Origin of the sequence: Parabacteroides distasonis (assembly GCF_004793765.1) — a bacterium.
GTDB classification, from domain to species: domain Bacteria; phylum Bacteroidota; class Bacteroidia; order Bacteroidales; family Tannerellaceae; genus Parabacteroides; species Parabacteroides distasonis_A.
Genome location: NZ_SRYM01000010.1, coordinates 26,173 through 48,745, shown reverse-complemented (window position 1 = coordinate 48,745; position 22,573 = coordinate 26,173). Strand labels below are relative to the sequence as shown.

Annotated in this window: 23 protein-coding genes and 1 pseudogene; 18 read left to right on the top strand and 6 right to left on the bottom strand. The window is 42.9% G+C overall.

Going from position 1 to position 22,573, the window contains the following annotated elements:
* Positions 1 to 3: 3 nt before the first annotated feature.
* The 9 genes and pseudogenes from E5342_RS19605 (at position 4) to E5342_RS05315 (ending at position 6,763) form a co-directional block, all read left to right on the top strand.
* Complete coding sequence (locus E5342_RS19605) at positions 4 to 264, top strand: phospholipase D-like domain-containing protein (RefSeq protein WP_282593904.1); 261 nt, start codon at positions 4 to 6, stop codon at positions 262 to 264.
* 686 nt (positions 265 to 950) lie between these two features.
* Positions 951 to 2,120 carry a hypothetical protein gene (locus tag E5342_RS05345; RefSeq protein ID WP_135958981.1) on the top strand — a complete coding sequence of 390 codons (1,170 nt, stop codon included), beginning with the start codon at positions 951 to 953 and terminating at the stop codon, positions 2,118 to 2,120.
* Positions 2,117 to 3,319 carry a DNA/RNA non-specific endonuclease gene (locus tag E5342_RS05340; protein ID WP_135958980.1) on the top strand — a complete coding sequence of 401 codons (1,203 nt, stop codon included), beginning with the start codon at positions 2,117 to 2,119 and terminating at the stop codon, positions 3,317 to 3,319. The genes E5342_RS05345 and E5342_RS05340 overlap by 4 nt, the downstream gene beginning before the upstream one ends.
* A gap of 103 nt (positions 3,320 to 3,422) precedes the next feature.
* Positions 3,423 to 4,166, top strand: a complete 744-nt coding sequence (locus E5342_RS05335) for a DUF3944 domain-containing protein (RefSeq protein WP_135958979.1) — start codon at positions 3,423 to 3,425, stop codon at positions 4,164 to 4,166.
* Positions 4,167 to 4,172: 6 nt separating this feature from the next.
* Positions 4,173 to 4,976, top strand: coding sequence for a M48 family metallopeptidase (locus E5342_RS05330; protein ID WP_135958978.1), 804 nt, complete (start codon positions 4,173 to 4,175; stop codon positions 4,974 to 4,976).
* A 7-nt stretch (positions 4,977 to 4,983) separates the two neighbouring features.
* Positions 4,984 to 5,850: a hypothetical protein gene (locus E5342_RS05325; protein ID WP_121734541.1), complete on the top strand. Its 867-nt coding sequence runs from the start codon at positions 4,984 to 4,986 to the stop codon at positions 5,848 to 5,850.
* Between the two features lie 109 nt (positions 5,851 to 5,959).
* Positions 5,960 to 6,115, top strand: a complete 156-nt coding sequence (locus E5342_RS19305; RefSeq protein WP_168354455.1) for a hypothetical protein — start codon at positions 5,960 to 5,962, stop codon at positions 6,113 to 6,115.
* Positions 6,103 to 6,168: pseudogene (locus E5342_RS20285) on the top strand (hypothetical protein); the annotation flags it as partial. The gene E5342_RS19305 and the pseudogene E5342_RS20285, both read left to right, overlap by 13 nt.
* A complete protein-coding gene (locus tag E5342_RS05315) occupies positions 6,155 to 6,763 on the top strand; it encodes an SEL1-like repeat protein (protein WP_135958977.1) in 609 nt (202 codons plus the stop codon). The pseudogene E5342_RS20285 and the gene E5342_RS05315, both read left to right, overlap by 14 nt.
* A gap of 214 nt (positions 6,764 to 6,977) precedes the next feature.
* Here E5342_RS05315 and E5342_RS05310 read toward each other — a convergent pair whose 3' ends face one another.
* From E5342_RS05310 to E5342_RS05290, 5 genes are all read right to left on the bottom strand, one after another.
* Entirely contained in the window at positions 6,978 to 7,229 is a 252-nt protein-coding gene (locus tag E5342_RS05310) for a hypothetical protein (protein WP_121734539.1), read from the bottom strand.
* A complete protein-coding gene (locus E5342_RS05305) occupies positions 7,207 to 7,485 on the bottom strand; it encodes a DUF3990 domain-containing protein (RefSeq protein WP_310794152.1) in 279 nt (92 codons plus the stop codon). Before E5342_RS05305 ends, E5342_RS05310 begins: the two co-directional genes overlap by 23 nt.
* Positions 7,482 to 7,721 carry a DUF3791 domain-containing protein gene (locus E5342_RS05300; protein WP_008772246.1) on the bottom strand — a complete coding sequence of 80 codons (240 nt, stop codon included), beginning with the start codon at positions 7,719 to 7,721 and terminating at the stop codon, positions 7,482 to 7,484. The genes E5342_RS05305 and E5342_RS05300 overlap by 4 nt, the downstream gene beginning before the upstream one ends.
* Positions 7,722 to 7,747: 26 nt before the next feature.
* On the bottom strand, positions 7,748 to 9,019 hold the full coding sequence (locus tag E5342_RS05295) for a mechanosensitive ion channel family protein (RefSeq protein ID WP_121734537.1): 1,272 nt from the start codon (positions 9,017 to 9,019) through the stop codon (positions 7,748 to 7,750).
* Positions 9,020 to 9,088: 69 nt separating this feature from the next.
* Positions 9,089 to 10,258 (bottom strand): mechanosensitive ion channel family protein, encoded by a 1,170-nt coding sequence (locus tag E5342_RS05290; RefSeq protein ID WP_135958976.1) that lies wholly within the window; start codon positions 10,256 to 10,258, stop codon positions 9,089 to 9,091.
* A 142-nt stretch (positions 10,259 to 10,400) separates the two neighbouring features.
* Between E5342_RS05290 and E5342_RS05285 the strand changes: the two genes are divergently transcribed.
* From E5342_RS05285 to hisB, 9 genes are all read left to right on the top strand, one after another.
* Entirely contained in the window at positions 10,401 to 13,250 is a 2,850-nt protein-coding gene (locus E5342_RS05285; RefSeq protein WP_135958975.1) for a M16 family metallopeptidase, read from the top strand.
* Positions 13,250 to 13,705 (top strand): DUF4268 domain-containing protein, encoded by a 456-nt coding sequence (locus E5342_RS05280; protein WP_121734534.1) that lies wholly within the window; start codon positions 13,250 to 13,252, stop codon positions 13,703 to 13,705. The genes E5342_RS05285 and E5342_RS05280 overlap by 1 nt, the downstream gene beginning before the upstream one ends.
* Before the next feature lie 9 nt (positions 13,706 to 13,714).
* Positions 13,715 to 16,243, top strand: a complete 2,529-nt coding sequence (locus E5342_RS05275) for a M1 family aminopeptidase (RefSeq protein WP_135958974.1) — start codon at positions 13,715 to 13,717, stop codon at positions 16,241 to 16,243.
* Between the two features lie 54 nt (positions 16,244 to 16,297).
* Entirely contained in the window at positions 16,298 to 16,564 is a 267-nt protein-coding gene (locus tag E5342_RS05270) for a hypothetical protein (protein ID WP_036615828.1), read from the top strand.
* A complete protein-coding gene (locus tag E5342_RS05265; RefSeq protein ID WP_044544649.1) occupies positions 16,554 to 16,895 on the top strand; it encodes a type II toxin-antitoxin system RelE/ParE family toxin in 342 nt (113 codons plus the stop codon). The genes E5342_RS05270 and E5342_RS05265 overlap by 11 nt, the downstream gene beginning before the upstream one ends.
* A 242-nt stretch (positions 16,896 to 17,137) precedes the next feature.
* Positions 17,138 to 17,989, top strand: a complete 852-nt coding sequence (gene hisG / locus E5342_RS05260; protein ID WP_135958973.1) for an ATP phosphoribosyltransferase — start codon at positions 17,138 to 17,140, stop codon at positions 17,987 to 17,989.
* A 1-nt stretch (position 17,990) separates the two neighbouring features.
* The gene (gene hisD, locus E5342_RS05255) at positions 17,991 to 19,271 is read left to right on the top strand and encodes a histidinol dehydrogenase (protein WP_135958972.1); all 1,281 of its coding nucleotides are present in this window, start codon (positions 17,991 to 17,993) and stop codon (positions 19,269 to 19,271) included.
* Positions 19,268 to 20,305, top strand: coding sequence for a histidinol-phosphate transaminase (gene hisC, locus E5342_RS05250; RefSeq protein WP_121734530.1), 1,038 nt, complete (start codon positions 19,268 to 19,270; stop codon positions 20,303 to 20,305). Before hisD ends, hisC begins: the two co-directional genes overlap by 4 nt.
* Positions 20,302 to 21,438: a bifunctional histidinol-phosphatase/imidazoleglycerol-phosphate dehydratase HisB gene (hisB, locus tag E5342_RS05245; protein WP_121734529.1), complete on the top strand. Its 1,137-nt coding sequence runs from the start codon at positions 20,302 to 20,304 to the stop codon at positions 21,436 to 21,438. The genes hisC and hisB overlap by 4 nt, the downstream gene beginning before the upstream one ends.
* A 130-nt stretch (positions 21,439 to 21,568) precedes the next feature.
* On the opposite strand, the gene cysK is transcribed toward hisB, so the two are convergent.
* Entirely contained in the window at positions 21,569 to 22,516 is a 948-nt protein-coding gene (cysK, locus tag E5342_RS05240; RefSeq protein ID WP_135958971.1) for a cysteine synthase A, read from the bottom strand.
* Positions 22,517 to 22,573 lie beyond the last annotated feature (57 nt).

Genomic DNA, 22,573 nt, shown 5'->3' with positions numbered 1-22,573 from the left:
AGGATGGAGCGGGTTTTATGTCCTCGGGTACATTTTAAGATCTTGATATTTGATTTGGAGCTGGCCTATATCGGCTCCGCTAATTTGACAGGGGCCGCTTTCGGTATGAAAGGAAAGGATCATCGAAACTTCGAGGCCGGTATCTTGACTTCGGAGGCAGACTTGGTGTCCGAAGCCGTGGAGCAATTTGATGGCATGTGGATGGGTACCCCTTGCAAGACCTGCAAAAGAAAAAGGTTTTGCGGGGATAGGGTCGGGATATAGATCGAATAATGTACAATCGCCCCACTACCGGCTTATAACCGCTTATCCAAGGCTTGAAAATCCATCAAGAAACCCTTCGTATTCCATTGACTTTCCTTGGCAAGACGGATGCCTTACCTATGAATCCTGCAAAAAACAAACTTCTGAAAGAGAATACAATCAAAATTGTTTCTGCCTCGGACAGTTTTTGTCTCATCTCCCCAGTTCTTTTGCGCTATCAGAATATAGAATAAGAGAACATCGCAAAAATATAGGAGAAAAAGGTTATGAATCAAATAAGATTACTAAATTTGCGGCAATCCGTGACGGCTCCCAAGCGAGGAAAGTCAAGCGGAAGACATAAAAGAAGCAAGAAAGTGTTTACGATATTATTCCCGACTTAGGAAATCGGCAAAATTTTACTATCGGGGAAATAAAAAATAAATGTTTATATTTATATAATAATGCTTTACTTGTATTATTGTAAAAATGAAATCAAACAAAATAAATATTTATACTAAAAAATGACTAATTGGATTAAACGACTTTTTAAATGGATTATAGTAGAGTGTTTAATTGCATTTATTATAATAGTTTCAGTCATTTTTCTTCCTATATTCATTCTTTGTATGATTTTTTCATATATATATTACAATTCAATTCTTTGGTGGATTAGTTTTCTCATAACTTTTCTATTGTTTCCTATTATGTGGGGTATTTGTAAATATTCTGACGACCATGACAGTAAAGAGTTCATTAAAGGAATACGTCAAGCGTTTTTAATAGAATTAATACCATGCATTGGAATACTACTTCTTGTTTCTATTAGTGGGCATTTTGAGAAAGAGAAAATATTACCATCACAAGCATGGATATATTGTGATAGTTCATTTGATAATAATATTCTATTAGAAAACAACAAGTCTTCCTTTAGAAAATCTAAATTAATAAACTCTGATTTTATAAAGTTGGATTCAATATTGAATCTAACCCCAATAGAATCAGCTCTGTTATACAAAGACAATTATAAGAATAATTCACTTTTGAGTGATTTGTTTTATGAAAAAATTATACCCTTATATAAAAACATGAATTACTATCAATTGCGAGATGTCAATAAAATCCTAAGAGGTACACCTGTCGAAAAAGAATTAGATAGTATATCCAACTCAAAGAAAGACATTTTTCTTGGAAATATAAAAAAAGAGATAGACATTAATAGAGATTTGCAAATATCACTTTTATCTGATACATTATCTACTATTTTACAGTTTGAATTAGATTCCTTGATAATTAAAAGGATAGAGAATATACAAAATGAATATTCTGGAGGTTTTTTAGATTTTCAAAAATTTGCATTTTTAATTGGAAGTGGAAGTTCCTATTTTGAAAAAAAATGGTATGATCAAATCAAAAAAGACACATTTATAAATTCTGAAATTATCCAAAAATACTTAGATATATATATCAAACAGTTAACAAAAAGCAGAAATAATTATTATCAAGAATGGATACCATCATATTGCTGTGATTTCAAAATTGATAAAACGCATCTAACCTATCTGTATCCTTTAAAAAGTGATCAAATCGAATTAATAAAAGACTATACCTCTAAAGAAAGAGTTATACTAATGAGAGATCTTACGACTAATATATTGACTGGTGGTACAGGAATGTTGATTAATGGAGGTATAATACTAAATGATGTTATCAAAGATTGGAACAAAAAAACTCCGGAAGAGTTGCTTTGTATACTTCTTACGCAATATGCTTTGGCTGACTTAAAAGTAGAAATCACAAAACAAAGTTCCTATTTAAAGGATATACTATTGAATGAAGATCAAATATTATTTCAAAAAATAAAAGAAAGCATATGAGAATATTTTTTTTACTTATACTACTAACAATAAATGTATTTACTTCTATATCACAATCTTCTGTAATAAAGAAAAGCATAAAAAAAACGGAGAAGTATATAAAAAAATATGGAGATAATATTCTTGTAAAGCAAGCTGCAAAGAAAACTGCAAAGAGAACTGTATCCTGGAGTGAAGAATATGTAAAAAGAACGGAGGTGATACTAAAAAGAACAAGCACATCTGCATATAAAAGAAAAACAATAATAGAATTAACTCATAATGATTTAATACAAAAAGAAACTCTAATAAAAAAATTGTCAGACAGAAACATTCTTTCTATTACATCTGTACAAGCATTAGAAGAACTGCCTTTGAAAAGTGAATTGTCAAAACAGCTAATAGATCACTTAGATGATACAAATCTTTTGAACACTTTTTTATCAGATACTAAAGATGATGTTTTTTTTAAATATATCAATAGTCATCCATATTTAAATGCTTATTCAAAATTACAAAAGACCTCTATTAGGAAAGATCCCAAACACTTAGAATGGATAGAAAATATGCAACGTTGGAATAATAAAAAATCTAATGCAGACAAATTAAATTCAAAATATAGAATAAAAGATTTACAGATAGAAGAAGTTAATGGTAAACGCATTTACAGAGATGGTGATAAAATCATAGCAGAAGAGAGAAATAAAAACACCTTTTATGCGACAGCTGGTGAGAAAAATGAAAAAGGAGTTGTAGAAGCCAATAATTTTCTAAATCAAAATTTCTTACCTAATAGCACATATATTGTTGATGATCGATTTAAATACACAATCGATGAACAAGGGCGAGTTTTTAAGGCCGAAGCAGAACTATTAGTTGAAAACAGAGGAAGAAATGCAGACTTACAGGCCATAGGTCGAGATACTAAATTATCGAATATTGATACAAAACTATATCAAGGAGGGCATATTTTTGCTCAACAAATGAATGGCCCTACAGAATTAATAAACATTTTATCACAACTTAGAAAACAAAATACAGGTGGTATTTGGAAAGCACTAGAAAAGGAAATTATAAATGCAACTAAAAATGGGAAAAATGCTATTCTAAAAATAGAATTAGAATACAATAATCCTAACAATACTGAATTACCATCTTTGTATAAAATCCATAAAATTATAGATGAGATAGATGAATATTTAGAAATTTTAAATTACTAGTGGCTTTATATGTAATAAAGAAGCGTTTTTTTATCTTTTCTTAGACACCTTTTGTCCGTCCCCCCTCTTTCCTTTGCCCACATAATCATCAAACAGGAAAGAAATGCGATACGACAAAGACCTACAATTCTTGGCGAAATGCCGGAATGAAGATTTAAAGACATTGGCGGATTATTTGACGCATGATGCGAAAGGGGAAATCCGCATGGCTGAACAATTGACGGATACGGATGCTTATTTGTGCAACTATCCGGATAATATGCGGAATATGTGGCGAGAGGTTGCTAACGAGCTTCAACGGTATGGAGGGAACACGATTGTGAACTGTTGCCGGGGGTATGGAGTTCCGTATCGGGAGATCGTGCGGGATGTATGTAAAAAGATGCGGGTGGATTATTCGGAGCATGAAGCCATTGAGGCTGTGGAAGAACGTCTGTTGCGGAAGATGTTTGCGGATGCGGTTGGACGCATGGATACGAAAGAGTTGGGTGAGTTGGCTGCGGCTTTGGAGATTCCGGCAAAAGATTTACGGAAACAATGTACGTTGGCAGCCGTACAACTTCTTATACGGAAAGGAGGTGAAGTTTTCGCATCTAAGATAGCGTTGTATACTGCCAATATGGTTTCCCGCATGATGTTGGGACATGGACTGCGGTTTGCCGGCAGAAACACGCTTGGGAAAGTGGCTTCTGTCTTCTCAGGTCCGGTTGGATGGGTTCTGACTGCCGGTTGGACGGCATACGATTTGTCTTCTCCGGCCTATCGGGTGACGATTCCTTGTGTGATCCAAATCGCTTATATGCGCTCGGTGTATAATCAATCTTCTTGGAAGGTGCTAACGGCTTGATCTATTATGGACGCAAAAGATATTACGCATCCGGAAGATGCGAAAGCGATTAAGGCAATCCGAATGATCCCCGGATTGGATAAGGCGATCACCTGTTTCATGAAGTTCGGATTTGAACAACAATTCTGCGGGGAGAATTTGGGAAATATGATACGGGTCGATGCTTGGAATTATCCGTTATTGTATCATGATTTTCAAGAACTGGTTAAAAGGCTCGGCATTCGGGAACCGGAATTGTATATCTATAACTCTCCCTATATGAATGCTTATACGTATGGCGAGACCTCTACGTTTATTGCCCTTTCTAGCGGATTGATCGAGCATCTGGATCGTGAAGAACTCAAATCCGTCATAGGGCATGAGTGTGGCCATATCCTTTGTAAGCATGTGCTATATAAAACCATTCTGATTACATTGGAAGAAGCCGGATACTTATTCGGTTTGATACATAAAGGTTTGTTCTTGCCGATATATGGGGCGTTGCAATATTGGAGCCGGAAAAGCGAGTTGTCCGCTGACCGATGTGCCTCGGTCTTGGTAGGAGAGGAGGTGTTTCAATCAGCCCTCGTCAAACTCGCTTCCGGATTGAAGAGCGACAAACGGGACAATCTGATCCGGCAGGGAAAAGCTTACGAGGAGTTTCGCAAGTCTTCTTTATGGAACCGTTTACAACAGGGGTGTCGTACGGCTTTTTATTCTCATCCGCAGCTGTGTGTCCGAGCATTGGAGGTGGAGCGTTGGAGATATTCTTTTCAGTATCGACATTTGTTTAGTTTGACACGTAGTTTAAGATATGAAATCAATAAGTAGAAAGGTTATGAATATACGAAAAATGAAAGAGCGGGTATATGATATTACCCAATTAGAGGAAACCCCGGAGTATTTGAGCCTTATATCCTATTTCTTCTTGAATACGTTGGAGTATCTGCAAGGTTTCATGCCTCTAAAAGAATATCGGAAAGTTTTTGAGGAAGCTTGTGTGGATTTGTCTAAAGATAAATCGGGTTATAAAGTCACTGAGGTCTTGGACTCTTTGCTGGCGGCTACGTTTTACTATAAGCAGACTTTAGGGGCTTATTGGTGGCAGCGGAAAACGAAGCGAACTTTTTTCAATTTGTCGCTGCTTGATAGCTATGATTTGCTGACTGATTTGTTTATGCAGGAGACAGGTATAGAGATGGACTTCGGGGTGGACGGCTCAACCTTGTTTGAGGAGCTGGCGTTGATAGGTCATTTGACGAGTTTTCCGCGCCAGGAAATCGGGAAAGAGAGTTGTTGGATGTTGTCTAAATTGCGTGAGAATCATTTGTTGAAGTTAGAGTCTTCTTTGGAATGTGCCCTTATGCGTAATAAGAGATCGATATTCTTAGGACGTTATCCAATGGTGAAATATCTGCAAAATATGGGATATTCCCTAAGCGTTATATTGGGAATATCCCTTTTTGTCGCTATCGCTCGTATCGCTTATAATATGTGCGTAGAGTTTCCCCTTCTACGGCTGATGTCATTGGAAAATGCCGGAAGAGCCTATGACCGTGGGATGGTAGAGGTGTTATTGCAATCTCATTCGTTTCTCACTAATGGGATAGACGTGTTCGGTAGTCGCATCCTGTTTTTTTGTTTGGCGTTTATGTTGGTCGTAGGGATCGAATACGTCGTGGAGAAGCTGAGTGATAGGATTTGACTGATTAGCAGTACGGAACCGACTTCTTTCATTCAAGTGGGTGGTAAAGTATTTATGCCGATACAAGGAGAGTATGAACGTATAAAAATAAACAGAAAAACGGAAGACAATGAAAAAGATAATATCCAACAAGGAAAAGAATCTGATTAGTAAACTGAAAAGTCAATACGATATTGTTGGGACTCTCCATCATGACATGGTTAAGGTGATTAAAGGGGGAAGTATGGATTCGTTAATCAAAAAGGCGAACTCGTCATTCCGCTGATATATGATTGGTCAACCGCATTCGCACGCATTAAATTGTATGGAAACGGATAAACAGGTACTTATGTTTGCGTATGTGCCAATCAAGATACAAGAAAGCCAATACTCGGCTGTACTTCGTCTTATCAATAAGATACAGATGGATAATTTTGATTCGGTTAGTCTGTTTATTAATGAAAACTGCAATCAACTTATGTCCCAATCGGCATTGAATGTAAGGGTGGATTTCCGTATAGACGAGGAAGTGTTTCGATTTGCGTTTTATCCGTTGGTAAGTACGCTGGATGATTATTTTATCGAATTTATACGAATCATTTCGGCCGGAGACGAAGAACAAGTTCCGGATCTTGACCTATCAGAACTTCTCTCTTTGTCGGAACAAAATGATCCGGAAGCACAATATCGGTTGGCAATTAAGTACTACAAGGGAGAGGGGGGTGAGCAAGATCTTGGGAAGGCGATAGAGTTGTTTGGTGCTTCTCTTTCCAATGGACGAAATGAAACGGCTCATACATTGAAGGAATGTATAGATGATTTGTCGTGCAGAATAAAAGAGTTTTCAGAGACGCAAGATTATGAAAAGGCATCTTCTTTACAGGCCTTGATCGATAAAAGCGAAAATTTATTGAACTTATACGGCAAGGAGTGAATTGATGCTTAAATACCCCAAAAAGGTAGATGCACTTTCTGTCTTGGGGCTACTGAAAATCAATGTGTTGAATAATTAAAAAAAGCCTTATCAAGTGAATAACTAACCACTTATCAAGTGAATAACTAACGGCTGGGGGTAGCCGTAAGCTTATGAGTTGGGAAGTGGTTAGTTATTCACTTGGAGAGCCTCTTATTGACGGTTTCGCATGCTGTTATTGCTTGTTCTCCATTTCGCGCATAAACTCATCCGCTACATACAAGTCTCCGTACAGATAGAGGCCGGTCGATTTGTCGTGTAGTTTGCTACAGGTTTCGCTCTCGTAAAACAACTTCAAGGCTCTCACACTGCTTATATTCAAACGTTCTGCCAGAATGATGGCAATGGCACCGATTCGATTACTCATTATGATTTCTTGAATTATCGGTGATTTCATTGGGTTATTATAACTTTTCTGTTCTATCATATCGGAGATGTTTGTTGATTATATCTTGATTCAGAATACACATTTGATTGTTGGGTTGGTGTTTGGACAGTTCTTCCAATGCGATCTCAATGGGTATCTTCCTGTTTCTTGCCGTGTTGTTTGCCCAAGCGACTGCCTGTTCACGCAGATTAGTCACATAGAATCCCTGTCCGAAATCCAAATGTTTTCGTCCAAATCTACAAATTGGATTTTCTACCTTCTCTGTACTTCCATGATATACCGTTATTTCATTCATTTTTTGTTCTCCCAATTTTTTAAACATTCAATCAAACGTTCAGCCAATACTTCACGGCTTTCGCTGTGCAACGGCTCATAGTTGGGTAAGATATAATTCTCTATCATCCCCACCCGTTCCATTCTTTGGTATATCTCATTGTAATTGGTATTCAGTTGCCTTGCTGTTGTTTCAATGCAGGTGGCAACAAAAGCCATTACTACTTGTTCTTTCGATATTTTTCTAATCTTTTCCATCTCTGCTGTTTTTTGCCTCAATTTATCTACAAAGGTTGTTTAATGATAATATTCCTCAAATCCGCACCGGATACATTTTGGAATACGCTTAGTCCGAACTCCGGTATTACCGCAAGTACATGGTCGAATATATCCGCTTGGATCCCTTCATATTCGACCCATACCTTATTGGATGAGAAGCAATAAAGTTCGATGGGAATACCTGTATCAGTCGGTTGTAGATGCCTTACCATGCAGACTAATTCCTTACTTACTTCCGGGAGGCTTCTTAGGTAACGTACGAGATAAGCACGGAAGACTCCCAGATTTGTCTGTCTACGTCCGTTCACCCAAATGGAACTATCGATATGATGTTCTTCATTGTATTCATCTAATTCCTGTTCTTTTCCATCGATGTAATCCGTGATAAGAGAGATCTTACGAAATTTCTCTAGCATTTCCGGGGTACAAAAATGTACGCTGTTCATATCGATATTGATAGAGCGCTTGATACGGCGGCCCGGGGATTCGCTCATACCTCTCCAGTTTTGGAAAGCGTCGCTTACTAAGGCGTAAGGAGGGATGGTCGTGATGGTATTGTCAAAGTTTCTTACTTTCACGGCGTTCAATGTCACCTCGATAACCGTGCCGTCCGCACCATATTTACTCATCGTGATCCAGTCCCCGGCCCGGAGCATATCATTGGCGGATAATTGGATGCCGGCAACGAAACCTAAGATCGTATCCTTAAAGACCAACATCAAGATAGCGGCAGACGCACCCAATCCGGCCAGTAAAGAAACTGGGGATTTATTGATAAGAATACTGATAATCAATATCACTCCAATAAAGAAAACCGTAACCTGCAAGATCTGTATGAAGCCTTTTAACGGCTTGTTCTTAAAGGAATCTTTTTTATTATAGATCTCGTGGATCAGATTTAAGGAAGCGTTTATAAACCTTAAAGAAACCGCTATGATATAAATCTGACAAAGTTTTTGGAGCAATATTAAAATCTTCGGTGTCTCTTCGGTTGAGAAGGCGAATGGTAACAATATATAAATCAATATGGCCGGGATCATATGCATCATCTTATTGATGATCTTACGATCCACGATTAAATCGTCCAGTTGATTTTTCGTCTTCCTCGCTAATCGTTTGAACATACCTAGGAAAATATACCGGCAACTATAATCGATCCCGACGGTGACGGCTATAATAAGTAATAAGATCACTATATTGTCTAGGTAACTGGAAGTTTCGCTTATCAATCCCATTTGAACTAATAAATTATATACCCATTCTTGTATTTTTTTCATAAAGACGATTTTAAACTTTAAGTAGATAATCCGAGGACGAAGATAGGAAAAATAATTCGAACACGTACTTTAGTCTGAATATTGATATACTTTCAATTCAAATTTAGGAATCATAGCGAAGAAATGATCGAATATATCCGACTGGATCCGTTCATATTCTTTCCATACTTTATTTCGGGAGAAGAAATAAATCTGGATGGGAACACCATATTCCGTGGATTGAAGTTGGCTGATAATTAAATCCAAATCTTGATTTACGACAGGAAGACTTGTCAGGTAACGCTCTGCATATATACGGAATACTTGCGAGTTTGTAGGGACTACATCCTTATCCGGTTGATAATCCGCTAATAAAGGAATTTCCTTGCGGAAGGTATCTAGCATCTCCGGTGTACAGAACTTGATCGTATTCAAATCGAGATAAATGGACTTCATAACCCTACGTCCTCCGGACTCAACCATCCCGCGCCAGTTTTGGAAAGAACTATTCACTAGATTATAAGGCGGGATTGTCGAGATCGTATTATCGAAGTTCTGAACTTTCACGGTGTTTAGGGTTATTTCTTGAACAATACCGTTTGCGTTGGCAGAAGGCATCGTAATCCAGTCGCCGGGGCGCAACATATCATTTGCCGAAAGCTGTATACCCGCCACGAAGCCTAATATGCTATCTTTAAAGACCAACATAAGAATAGCTGCCGATGCGCCTAATCCGGCGAAAAGGGTAGCCGGGGATTTATTGACGAGAATCGCTATAATGACAATACCGCCAACGAAGAAAACAAGCACTTGTAATACTTGTATAAAACCTTTCATAGGCCTGTTTTTCATTTTCTCCTGTTGGTTAAACAAATCCAGCATCATTAAGAGAAGACCGTTGAGTGCTAACAGCAGGGAAAATATGATATAGACCACGCAAATCTTCTGGGAAATGAATAATAATTCCTTTCCCCGGATAAAAGCCATCGGGAGCAAAGCATATACTAAAATACCGGGAATCGTATGTACGAGATAATGTACGACCTTACGTTTAATTAATAACGTATCCCATTGATAATGCGTATGCTTAACGATACTACGTACCCCTCCGACAAAAATAGCTTGGCATAAATAATCCAATCCGATAGCGACCGCCACTAGTAGAACGGCGATGATCGCCTCATCAAATGTGTTTGCTATTTTCTCGTCTACGCCCCATCCGGTGAGGACTTGGTTCATCCAACTGCCTAAATTTATCATAATAATCGTTTTTTGATATAACACTACTCTTAAAAATAGGTTCAATCCTACGTTAAAATTGCCCTTTTGTTAAGATTGCTTGTGAATGTAAGTGTATTAATCCAATTGAAAAATGTATCTTTGTGAAATAATATAAACTTAAATGGATTCCATGAGATCTCTGTTGTCAACCTCAGATTTTCTACAGGTACGAGAGCATAAATTAAGTAATGATTTGACGGTATGGTTGAATGAGGACCATAGCCAACCTAAGATATTCGGAGCCGTAGTCGTAAAAGCCGGAGCTAAAGATTCCCCAAACACAGGTATCGCACATTATTTCGAGCATATGATGTTTAAAGGAACGGATAAGATCGGGACGATCGACTATGAGTCCGAGAAAGTCTTGCTGGACATTATCGCTGAGAAATATGACGCTTTGGCGGATACCGAGGATCCCAAGATGCGTGCCCATTTGCAGCGAATCATTAACGATCTGAGCGTACGTGCCGCTGAATATGTAATACCTAATGAGTTCGACCGGTTGATCTCTCGTTTCGGTGGTACGAAGTTAAATGCCGGGACTTCTTACGACTATACATTATATTTCAACACATTCTCTCCGCAATATATCTCCCAATGGGCCGAGATCAATAGTGAGCGTTTGGTAAATCCCGTATTTCGTCTTTTCCAAAGTGAGCTAGAGACGGTCTATGAAGAAAAGAACATGTATGGAGATACGATGGCTAGTGTCGCCATCGAGAAATTGACAGAGCGTTATTTCTATCCGCATCCGTATGCGTATCCGATTATCGGAAGTGCGGAGAACTTGAAGAATCCCCGTCTTTCGGAGATGCGCCGGTTCTTCGAGAAATACTATGTCGCTTCCAATATGGGATTGATCTTAAGCGGGGATTTCGATACGGAGGAGGTCTTACCCATCTTGGAATCTACTTTTTCACGGATACGAAAAGGGAAACCACCCCACCGGGATATCGTTGCGCTTCCACCATTCGAGGGGCGGGAGAAAGTGAACGTACGTATTCCTATGCCTTTCGTGAAAATTATGGCATTGGGATTCCGGGGAGTTCCCGCGAATCATCCGGATCAAGTTGCGCTCAATATCGCCGTATCCTTATTGAATAACTCCAATGGTACGGGATTTTTGGATAAGCTGACGGTAGATCATAAGGTGATGGGTGCGATGGCGGTTAACCAAAGTATGAATGAGGCTGGGATATTAGGCTTGTTGGTATTCCCGAAGTTCTTTTTCCAGACCTATGCGGCAGCCGAGAAATTAGTATGGAAACAAATCAACCGTATTAAGGAGGGTGATTTTAGCGATGAGATGTTTCAAAGCCTGAAATTGGAACAGAAACGTGAATATGCCTCCAAACTGGAAGATATAAACTCAAGGGCCGATGTGATGATGCGTATTTTCTCTCAAGGGAAAAGCTGGCAGGATTATTTGGACGAGGTCGCCCGTATCGATGCCTTGTCAAGAGAAGACGTGATTGAGGTCGCCAAGAAATATTTTACGGAGAATTATATGTACGTCACGAAGAAGACCGGACGCTATCCGAAAACGATCTTACCCAAGCCGGATTATTCACCGATTATACCGAAGAACTCCGATGCTTCCTCCGCTTATGTGGAACGTTTGGAAAAGATACCCGTACAAGAATTGAAACCGCATTTTCTCGATTTTGAGAAAGACGTCGAGGTCGTATCCTTGCGTCCGCTTGTTACGTTGTATAAGACTCATAATTTTGTAAATGATATATTCTCGCTGACATTATCTTATGGCGTGGGACAGTTGGAACTTCGTGATCTTGATAAACTATCCGCTTATCTACCTTTTGTAGCGACGGAATCGATGTCTTTTGATGTCTTTCGGGGTAAATTGCAGGAACTTGGCAGTACACTGACTTTTGATTCCACGGATGCTGAGTTTTTGGTGGTAGTGAATGGTTTCGATGAGCATTTTACCCAGACAATGGCTTTGGTCGGCGATTTCTTGCGGTACGCCAAGCCGGATGATAAGAAGTTACGCCAGATCGTGGACGAGGCGAAGGTAACGGAGAAATCGTTGTTCAATTCCAGTGAGAACGTGGCCGATATGCTGCTGGAGAAAGTCAAATTTGGAGAACAATCCCGTTATTTGACCAAATTATCGTTCGCCGAGATCAAGAAACTAAAAGGGAAGATGTTGCTGGACACCTTCGATAAGGTACGTTCGGTCGCTTGTAACCTGCATTATTGTGGTACATTGTCTATAGAGGAGGCCGCTCGGCAAATCAAGTTGCATTTACCATTGGAGGAGGTAAGTATTCCATCGAACTCTCCCTATATCCGTGATCTTATGACGTATGATAAGCCGACTGTCTTTTTCATGGACATGGAGGATGTCACGCAAAGTATAATCTATGCCTATATGTATATCGATCCGTTGAAGGCTAAGGAAGATCATCCTGTTTCCCGGTTGTTTAGCGCTTATTTCGGAGGGGATATGTCATCCTTGATGTTTCAGGAGATCCGTGAGTTCCGCTCGTTCGCTTATCAGGTGAATGCCCGTTTGAAACATCCTCCCTTGAACCACTCGGAGAAGCCCGCTAGTTTCGTGATGAAATTGGCTACACAGACGGATAAGATGATCGATGCGATGGAAGTGCTGGAAAATCTGGTGCATGATATGCCGGAACGTCCGGAACGGGTGGAGTCGGTGAAGCAGACGATTCGTAATTGGGTGAATAATGAATATCCTACCAGCCGCTCTCTTTCCTTGAAGATCGCCGGTTTCCGGCGTGAAGGATACGAGAGCGATCCGAACAGGGACTACTTGGAGGCTGTCGATCGGATGACTATGGAGGATATCCTTCGTTTTTATAAGGAGAATATACAAGATCATTTAATGATATATGCGATAGTCGGTGATTCAAAGAAAATGGATATGGAGAAACTCTCTAAATTCGGACAGATCGTTAAAGTAACAAGGAAAGATATTTATAGATAATGTATAGTAAGGAGGAACTGAAGAATCTCAAATTGGAGTTTTGGGAAAGCTTCGCCGCTTTTTGTGAGGTGCAACCCTATTTGCGGGGGCGTAAGAAAATTTGGACATTATATGACACGAAGGTAAAGGGCGTTGAGTTGAAATTCGACGCGAACCGCCAAGGGGCTTACGTTATTCTTGAGGTAAACCACCGTAGCGAGGACTTACGTCTGGAGATGTTTGAGCGCTTGACTTGGTATAAAGAGACCTTGGAACAGGATTTCCCCGAGGGCCTGATCTGGGATATTTGCTTTGTCCGTGAGAATGGCCGACAAGTGGCCCGCATCTATGTGGCAAAGGAAGGATTGGATTTGCATCGGCGAGCGCATTGGGGAGAGTTTTTCACGTTTATGGCTAGCCAGATGTATTTGTTGGAACGAAATTTTATGGGTATAGCAGAATACTTAAGAGAATAATTACGAGATATGAACCTAAAAGTATTTATCGGAGCTTGCGTACTGTCCGGCCTGGTTGCTTGTAGCTCTGTTAAACAAGATGAGGCCGGTTTGTCCCGGCCCGGTGTGAGCCTTGAGTTAGCTCGATTCCGGAAGGAGCATTTCTCAAATGTCCGTTATAATCTTTTCTTCTCGATTCCAGAATCTCGTGACGAGGCGATCCGGGGAAAGGTGGAGCTATCGTTGCGATTAGACGAGAAGCAGCCGCTTATTATCGATTTCCGCGGAGAACCGGAGCAAGTGGCCTCCGTTACCTTGAACGGAGGCGATATTCCCTATGAGGTGAAAGATGAGCATATCGTGATTGCCTCTGATTGGGTAGCGGTGGGAGAGAACCGGGTAGCGATCGCTTTTACTCCTGCGGATCAATCCTTGAATCGGCGGGATGAGTTCCTGTATACGTTATTGGTTCCGGACCGGGCACGTACGGTATTCCCTTGTTTTGACCAGCCGGATATGAAGTCGCTTTTTACCTTGACTTTGGAAGTTCCTTCCACTTGGCAGGCCGTGGCGAATGGCGCTATCACACATACGGATAGTACGAGCGTCTCCGGTCGGAATCGTATTTCTTTCAAGGAGACGGAACCGCTTAGTACCTACCTGTTCTCATTCGTGGCCGGTAAATTAACACGTGAGGTTTATTCCCGGAACGGACGGGATATCTCTATTTATCATCGGGAGACAGATCCGAGGAAAATCGCTCAATGCCCAGCCATCGCCGATGAGGTGTTCGATGCGTTGGAATGGCAGGAAGACTTTACCGGTATTCCTTATCCTTTCGCTAAATATGACGTGATTATCTTACCCGGTTTCCAATATGGGGGTATGGAACATACGGGTGCTACTTTATATACGGATCGCCGGATGTTTCTGGATGAGCCTCCTACCTTAAATGAGCGATTGAGTCGGAGCGCCTTGATCGCACATGAAACCTCTCATATGTGGTTTGGCGATTATGTAACGATGAAATGGTTTGATGATGTCTGGACTAAAGAGGTTTTCGCTAATTATTTCGCTTCCCGTATCGTAGAACCCTTGTATCCGGACGTGAATCATCGGTTGAATTTTATTCGGGATTATATTCCCGCGTCTTATTCGGAAGACCGTACGGCAGGTGCGAATCCGATCAAGCAAGATTTGGATAATTTGCGGAACGCCGGCTTGGTATATGGAAATATCATCTATGATAAATCTCCCGTGATTATGGAGATGTTGGTACGTATTTTGGGAGAAGACGCTTTCCAGCAGGGAATCCGTGAGTACTTGACTACTTATGCGTATGGGAACGCTACGTGGGAGGGCTTGATCCGTATCTTGAATAAATATACGGAAGAGGATCTGGTCGCTTGGAGCGAGGTGTGGGTGAATCAGAAGGGTATGCCGGAGATTACGGCTTCGGTTAAGGATGGAGAGTTGATCGTAGAGCAGCGTGATCCGTTGGGCCGGGGTTTAAAATGGCCGCAAGAATTAACCTATCGGGTGATCTGCGGAACGGATTCGGAAGAAATCCCGGTTTCTCTCGAAGGAAACTCTGATTCCTTCCGAATGAAATTAAGTTTTCTTCCGAATGGAAATTGTGTCATTCTTCCGAATATAAATGGGCGTGGTTATGGCTTCTTCAAAATAACAGAGGGGGAGTCTTCCGGTCTATGGTCCGTGCTTCGCTCATCGGAAGATGAGGTGATGAAGGGATCTTTGCTGATTACCCTTTATGAGAATCTTCGTTGGAAAACGATTTCTCCGCAAGGGTTCCGTGATGAGATGTTAGCGTATTTACCGAATGAGTCTAATTCTTTATTGTTCTCGATGGCTTTAAGCTATTTAGGAGATTGCCAGCGGATATTCCCGTCGGATTCTCGTCCGTTGGAACAGGCCTTGTGGAAGATCGTGACAACGAATCCCGTATCCCAACATCGCTTGCAGGCGTTTCGTTTGTATCGTTCGATAGCGGATTCAGAGGAGGCGGTACAACGTCTGTATACGTTATGGCAGGAACGGAAAGCTCCGAAAGATTGTACGTTGAGTGAGAATGATTATATTGGCTTATCCTATATGTTGGCGATACATTTGCCGGAAAAAGCGGATAAGATTATCGCTACGCAATTGTCCCGCATACAGAATCCGGACCGGAAGAAGGAGTATCAATTTATCTCCCCGTCCGTATCGCCCCGCAAGGCGGAACGTGACAGTGTCTTCGCTTCCTTGTTGATCGCCGGGAATCGTAGGGTGGAGCCATGGGCCTCTTCCGCTCTCGCTCATTTGAACCATCGCCTGCGAGAACAAGAGTCGGTCACTTATATCCGTCCGGCTTTGGAAGCGATGCCGGAAGTACAGCGGACTGGCGATATCTTTTTCCCCACCGCTTGGGTTCGCTCCTTGCTTTCCGCTCATACATCGAAGGAAGCTCGGAAAGAAGTAGATGCGTTTTTTACCGCGCATCTGGACTTCCCCTTGATGCTTTCCAATAAGATTAAGCAGCAAGCGAGTCATTTGTATTAAAGTAAATCATTATCTTTGTCCTTGAGAACGAATTAATAAGAAAGGAGTATTTGTATGACGGCAATGGAACTAAAATGCCTAAAGATGGATTTGGTCGAAGAATTGTTAAGCATCGATGATAAAGACACGCTCAACCGTGTGAAGAACTATCTGAAAAAGCTGAACAATAAAATTAGGACAAAAGCCGAAGAGGAAGAAACGGAATATATCAGCAAGGAAGAAATCTTGGCAGGGATTGATGCCGGGCTGAAAGAGATGCAAGAGCGTAAGCGTAGTGGAAAGAGAGCGAAACACTTAGAAGAACTTATCAATGAATTATAGCATAGTATTTGACAAGTCGTTTGAAAAAGAGGTAAAACGCTTGAGCAAACGTTATCCTTCATTGAAATCGGATTTGATAGAGTTTCAGGAAGAGATCTATGCGAATCCCCAGATCGGGACCGATCTCGGCAACGGCCTTCGTAAAATCCGTATGCGTATCTCCTCCAAAGGACGAGGCAAAAGCGGTGGGGCAAGGGTTATCTCTTTTACGGTAGTGGTAGCCATCGATGAGACAGAGATCAACTTGCTCTACATCTACGACAAAGCAGAACGTGAATCTATAAGCTTGAAAGAGATAGAAGAGTTGCTCCGTAAGAACGGATTGAAGTAATATAGATATTGTGATAATATTTTGTCAGGAATATTTGTTCTTTCAATTATTATTGTAACTTTGCGACGTAAATAGCAAAAGAAATGAAAATAACGACTGCATTACATCACCATCATCATTACAGCGGGCAATAGTTCGGTGGGCTGAATGGTATGTATGTACTCATGATAAAAAGATAAAGGCTTGCCGTTTTACGGTAAGCCTTTTTTATTGATATTTATAATAAAAATTAAGATACAGTTATGTTGAGAATCGCGGTACAATCGAAAGGCCGTCTGTACGACGAGACCATGATGTTGCTTGAAGAAGCGGGTATTAAACTAAACAGGGGCAAACGCATCCTGTTATTATCGGCAAAAGGTTTTCCGGTAGAGGTATTATTCCTTCGTGATGATGATATTCCTCAGTCTGTAGCTAACGGTGTGGCGGATATTGGTATTGTCGGAGAGAACGAGTACGTAGAGAAAGGGCAAGAGGCGAAATTGATCAAGCGTCTGGGCTTTAGCAAGTGCCGTCTGTCCTTAGCGATCCCAAAAGATGAGGAATATAAGGGGGCTGAGTGGTTTGAGGGAAAAACGATCGCTACTTCCTATCCCGTGATCCTACGGTCTTTCTTAGAGGAGAGAGGCGTGAAGGCGGATATTCATGTAATCAGCGGCTCCGTGGAAATCGCCCCGGGCATTGGTTTGGCGGACGCTATCTTTGATATCGTAAGCTCCGGTAGCACTTTGGTAAGCAATCAATTGAGAGAAGTGGAGGTGGTTCTTCCTTGTGAGGCTTTATTGATTGCTAACAATAATCTATCCAAGGAGAAACTGGAGATCTTGGATGAGCTTCTATTCCGCTTCGAGGCGATTCAAATTGCCGAGGGCAAGAAGTACGTGTTGCTGAACGCCCCGAAAGAAAAGCTGGATGAGATTATCGAGGTGCTTCCCGGTATGAAGAGCCCGACCATCACGCCTTTGGCAAACGATGAATGGGTCTCTGTTCAATCCGTGATTGCCGAGAAGCATTTCTGGGAAATTATTGGTAAATTAAAATCATTGGGAGCTGAGGGCATCTTGGTGCTTCCAATCGAGAAAATGATTGTATGATATGGAGATTATAAAATATCCCGGACGTGAGGAATGGAGCTCACTAATCAAACGTCCCGCATTGGATGTAACCACCTTGTTCGATACGGTCCGTACGGTATTGGATGAGGTACGCGAGCAGGGTGACACTGCCGTAAAAGCGTATGAGGAAAAGTTTGATAAAGTGCTCCTTTCTTCCCTTCAAGTCTCGGAAGAGGAGATGCGGGAAGCGGATGCCTTGGTCGCTGAGGACTTGAAACAGGCGATCCGTACGGCAAAGGCGAATATCGAGAAGTTCCATGCCTCACAGCGTTTCGAGGGAAAGAAAGTGGAGACTACCCCGGGAGTCACTTGTTGGCAGAAAGCGGTAGCGATCGAGAAAGTCGGTTTATATATTCCGGGCGGAACGGCACCTTTGTTTTCCACGGTATTGATGTTGGCTGTGCCCGCACGTATCGCCGGATGCGAGGAGATCGTATTATGTACGCCACCGAACCGGGAAGGGAAAATACATCCCGCTATCTTGTTTGCCGCGGAGGTCGCGGGTGTAAGTAAGATATTCAAGGCCGGAGGAATCCAAGCGATAGCGGCGATGGCCTATGGGACGGAATCGGTCCCCAAGGTGTATAAGATCTTTGGCCCGGGTAATCAATACGTGACGGCGGCGAAGCAATTAGTAAGCCTCAAAGAAGTCGCCATCGATATGCCCGCCGGCCCATCCGAGGTAGAGGTGATCGCGGACGAGACGGCGAATCCCGATTTTATCGCCGCCGATTTCCTCTCGCAGGCCGAGCATGGAGTGGATAGCCAAGCGATCCTCGTAACCGCTTCGGAAACGATCGTGGAACCCGTGGCTTGTGCCATCCAAGAGCAACTCGATCGTTTGCCCCGAAAGGAGATTACCGAGAAATCGTTAGCGCACAGCCGTATCATCGTATTGAAAGATTCGCAGGAAGTCGTGGACTTCACGAACCAATACGCTCCCGAGCACTTGATTATCCAAACAGCGGATTACACCGCTATCGCGGAGCGAATCGAGAACGCCGGCAGTGTCTTTATGGGTCCATATACTCCGGAAAGCGCAGGCGATTATGCTTCCGGCACGAATCATACCTTGCCGACCAATGGTTATGCCAAGGCATATAGCGGCGTAAACTTGGATAGTTTCATCAAGAAGATCACTTTTCAAGAGATCTCTTCCGATGGTATCCGTGCTTTGGGTAGTACGATCCAATCCATGGCGGCCAACGAGCATCTGGATGCTCACCGCAACGCTGTAACAATTAGATTGAACACGATATGAAAGACCTGAAAGATTTAGTAAGACCGAATGTCTGGAATTTGAAACCGTATTCATCCGCACGTGATGAGTTTCATGGGGATGCCTCCGTTTTTCTGGATGCGAATGAGAATCCGTGGAATGTGCCGTATAACCGTTATCCCGATCCCTTGCAGTGGAAATTGAAGGATCGTCTGGCCGTACTGAAAGGCGTGGATCGTAACTCGATCTTCTTGGGTAATGGTAGCGACGAGGCCATCGATTTGGTGATCCGTGCCTTTTGCGAGCCGGGGTTGGATAGTGTAGTGACGATCTCGCCGTCATATGGTATGTATGAGGTGGCTGCGGATGTAAATAACGTGGAATGTCGTAAGGTCTCTTTGGATGAGAACTTCGACTTGGACGCTGACCGAGTGTTGAAATCGGCGGACGAGTGGACTAAAGTGATCTTCCTATGTTCCCCGAATAACCCCAGTGGCAACAGTCTGGATCGTGGATCGATCTATAAGATCTTGAAGAATTATGAAGGAATCGTGGTGATCGATGAGGCTTATATCGACTTCTCCGCTTATCCCTCTTTCTTGAAGGAATTATCCGGGTTCCCGAATCTGATCGTTCTTCAAACCTTGTCGAAAGCGTGGGGAGCGGCGGGTATTCGTTTGGGTATGGCATTCGCCTCTCCGGAGATTATCGGTGTCTTGAATAAGATCAAATATCCGTATAACGTCAACCAACTTACGCAGGAGAAAGCCTTGGAGCTTTTGAACGATGAGGCGACCATGAAGCACCAAGTGAACGAGATCCTCACGGAGCGTAACCGGCTGGAGAAGATCCTGTCCGAGCCTCCATTCTCCTATCAAGTATATCTCTCGGACGCTAATTTCTTGTTGGTGAATGTAGGCAAGGCAGATGCCATGTATAATGGGCTCGTGAAGAAAGGGATCGTAGTGCGTAACCGTAGCAACGTGCAGAAATGCCGGGGTTGCCTTCGTATTACGATCGGTACGCCGAAAGAGAATGATAGCTTATTGAACGCGATGAAAAACATGAAATTATGAGCACGAGGAAAAGAGCGTTGTTTATTGATCGGGACGGCACGCTTGTAAAAGAGCCGCCCGTAGATTATCAATTGGATAGCTTGGAGAAACTAGAGTTTGTCCCGAAGGTGATGCGTAACCTCTATTTCATTCGCGAGCGGTTGGATTTTGAGTTCGTGATGGTCTCCAACCAAGACGGGCTGGGAACGCCCTCTTTCCCGGAAGAGACTTTCTGGCCTGCCCATAACTTGATGCTAAAAACGCTGGAAGGCGAGGGGATCGTATTCGACGATATCTTGATCGATCCTTCTTTTCCCGAGGATAATTCCCCGAATCGTAAGCCTCGTACGGGAATGCTCACGAAATATATGACCGGTGAATACGATCTGGAGAATAGTTTCGTGATCGGGGATCGCCTTACGGATATGGAGTTGGCCCATAATCTGGGCGCTAAAGGTATCTGGTTGCGCCCGGAGGAGGGAGCGGAGAGTGAGTTGGCGGCTTACGCTACCTCATTGTCTCCCGCCTATATCACGGATGATTGGGATAAAATCACCGAGTATCTGTTTGCCGGCGAGCGTCGTGCGGTCATACGGCGTGCCACGAAGGAGACGGATATTTATGTGGACTGGAATCTGGATGGAACCGGAAAGACATCGATCTCTACCGGGCTTGGTTTCTTCGACCATATGTTAGACCAGATCGGTAAGCATTCCGGTACGGACCTGACGGTACGGGTAAAAGGCGACCTGGAAGTCGACGAGCATCATACGATAGAGGACACGGCGATCGCCCTTGGCGAGGCCATGCTGAAAGCGTTGGGTGATAAGCGAGGAATCGAGCGTTATGGTTATTGCCTTCCGATGGACGATTGCTTGTGTAGCGTGGCGCTGGATTTCGGTGGCCGTCCTTGGTTGGTTTGGGACGCTGAGTTCCACCGTGAGAAAGTAGGGGATATGTCTACGGAGATGTTCCTCCATTTCTTTAAGAGCTTGAGCGACGCTGCCCGCATGAATTTGAATATCCGTGCCGAGGGTACGAACGAGCATCATAAGATAGAAGGTATCTTCAAGGCTTTGGCCCGCTCGATCAAGATGGCGATCCGGCGGGATATTTATCGGTTTGAGCTACCAAGTACGAAAGGACTCTTGTGATCTGTAAAAAACACTACTGTATTCGTGCACGAATACAGTAGTGTTTTAGTCTGAATACTATAGTGTTTATCCACAAACACTATAGTGTTTTCGACTCTGATTCTATGATGCCGGGTAAACCGATAAAAGCCTATAGAGGATATTCCTCGAAAGCATATAGAACCGTGGAGAGATACCTTTCTCCTGTATCCGGAAGCAACGCTACGATCGTTTTCCCCTCATTCTCCGGAAGTTTAGCTAGTTCCGCAGCGGCGTATACAGCGGCGCCGGAAGATATACCTACCAGCAATCCTTCCTTTTCGGCCAGTTCCCGGCTGGTACGGATGGCGTCATCATTTGTTACTCGCAGTATCTTGTCGACTACCTCCCCGTTATAGGTCTTGGGGATAAAGCCGGCTCCGATGCCCTGTATCTTGTGCGGTCCGGGCTTGCCCCCGGAAAGTACCGGCGAATCGCTAGGCTCTACCGCTACGATTTGTACGTTCGGGTTGTGAGCTTTCAATCCGGCACCGACACCGCTGACCGTGCCTCCGGTTCCTACGCCGGCTACGAACAGATCGACTTTACCGTCCGTATCACGCCAGATCTCTTCGGCGGTCGTACGGATATGTATGGCCGGGTTAGCGGGATTCTCGAATTGTTGTAGGATGATGGAACCGGGAGTCGCGTCACGCAGCTCTTCCGCTTTGGCGATGGCTCCTTTCATGCCTTCCGCCCCGGGGGTGAGGACGAGCCGGGCACCTAACGCTTTCAATAAGTTATGACGCTCGGCACTCATGGTATCCGGCATGGTCAGTATTAATTTGTAGCCTTTCGAAGCGGAGACAAAAGCAAGTCCGACTCCGGTATTACCGCTGGTCGGTTCGATAATGGTAGCGCCGGGTTTCAGCAGGCCTTTAGCTTCAGCGTCCTCGATCATCGCCAAGGCGATGCGGTCTTTTACGCTGCCAGCCGGGTTGAAATATTCCAGCTTGCCGATTACTTGGGCTTTAATGCCCTTGCTTCTGTTGAAATTAGAGAACTCCAGCAAGGGGGTATTGCCGACAAGGTCGGTCAACTGTTTTGCTATTCGTGCCATATATGAATGAATTTGGTTGTTTCTAGATTCTTTTATTTATATGACAAAGATAGCGGA

Excerpts from the sequence above, each read along its gene's own strand:
- E5342_RS19605 (WP_282593904.1), top strand. The coding sequence starts at position 4 with ATGGAGCGGGTTTTATGTCCTCGGGTACATTTTAAGATCTTGATATTT.
- E5342_RS05345 (WP_135958981.1), top strand. The coding sequence starts at position 951 with ATGTGGGGTATTTGTAAATATTCTGACGACCATGACAGTAAAGAGTTC.
- E5342_RS05340 (WP_135958980.1), top strand. The coding sequence starts at position 2,117 with ATGAGAATATTTTTTTTACTTATACTACTAACAATAAATGTATTTACT.
- E5342_RS05335 (WP_135958979.1), top strand. The coding sequence starts at position 3,423 with ATGCGATACGACAAAGACCTACAATTCTTGGCGAAATGCCGGAATGAA.
- E5342_RS05330 (WP_135958978.1), top strand. The coding sequence starts at position 4,173 with ATGGACGCAAAAGATATTACGCATCCGGAAGATGCGAAAGCGATTAAG.
- E5342_RS05325 (WP_121734541.1), top strand. The coding sequence starts at position 4,984 with ATGAATATACGAAAAATGAAAGAGCGGGTATATGATATTACCCAATTA.
- E5342_RS19305 (WP_168354455.1), top strand. The coding sequence starts at position 5,960 with ATGAAAAAGATAATATCCAACAAGGAAAAGAATCTGATTAGTAAACTG.
- E5342_RS05315 (WP_135958977.1), top strand. The coding sequence starts at position 6,155 with ATGGAAACGGATAAACAGGTACTTATGTTTGCGTATGTGCCAATCAAG.
- E5342_RS05310 (WP_121734539.1), bottom strand. The coding sequence starts at position 7,229 with ATGATAGAACAGAAAAGTTATAATAACCCAATGAAATCACCGATAATT.
- E5342_RS05305 (WP_310794152.1), bottom strand. The coding sequence starts at position 7,485 with ATGAATGAAATAACGGTATATCATGGAAGTACAGAGAAGGTAGAAAAT.
- E5342_RS05300 (WP_008772246.1), bottom strand. The coding sequence starts at position 7,721 with ATGGAAAAGATTAGAAAAATATCGAAAGAACAAGTAGTAATGGCTTTT.
- E5342_RS05295 (WP_121734537.1), bottom strand. The coding sequence starts at position 9,019 with ATGAAAAAAATACAAGAATGGGTATATAATTTATTAGTTCAAATGGGA.
- E5342_RS05290 (WP_135958976.1), bottom strand. The coding sequence starts at position 10,258 with ATGATAAATTTAGGCAGTTGGATGAACCAAGTCCTCACCGGATGGGGC.
- E5342_RS05285 (WP_135958975.1), top strand. The coding sequence starts at position 10,401 with ATGGATTCCATGAGATCTCTGTTGTCAACCTCAGATTTTCTACAGGTA.
- E5342_RS05280 (WP_121734534.1), top strand. The coding sequence starts at position 13,250 with ATGTATAGTAAGGAGGAACTGAAGAATCTCAAATTGGAGTTTTGGGAA.
- E5342_RS05275 (WP_135958974.1), top strand. The coding sequence starts at position 13,715 with ATGAACCTAAAAGTATTTATCGGAGCTTGCGTACTGTCCGGCCTGGTT.
- E5342_RS05270 (WP_036615828.1), top strand. The coding sequence starts at position 16,298 with ATGACGGCAATGGAACTAAAATGCCTAAAGATGGATTTGGTCGAAGAA.
- E5342_RS05265 (WP_044544649.1), top strand. The coding sequence starts at position 16,554 with ATGAATTATAGCATAGTATTTGACAAGTCGTTTGAAAAAGAGGTAAAA.
- hisG (WP_135958973.1), top strand. The coding sequence starts at position 17,138 with ATGTTGAGAATCGCGGTACAATCGAAAGGCCGTCTGTACGACGAGACC.
- hisD (WP_135958972.1), top strand. The coding sequence starts at position 17,991 with ATGGAGATTATAAAATATCCCGGACGTGAGGAATGGAGCTCACTAATC.
- hisC (WP_121734530.1), top strand. The coding sequence starts at position 19,268 with ATGAAAGACCTGAAAGATTTAGTAAGACCGAATGTCTGGAATTTGAAA.
- hisB (WP_121734529.1), top strand. The coding sequence starts at position 20,302 with ATGAGCACGAGGAAAAGAGCGTTGTTTATTGATCGGGACGGCACGCTT.
- cysK (WP_135958971.1), bottom strand. The coding sequence starts at position 22,516 with ATGGCACGAATAGCAAAACAGTTGACCGACCTTGTCGGCAATACCCCC.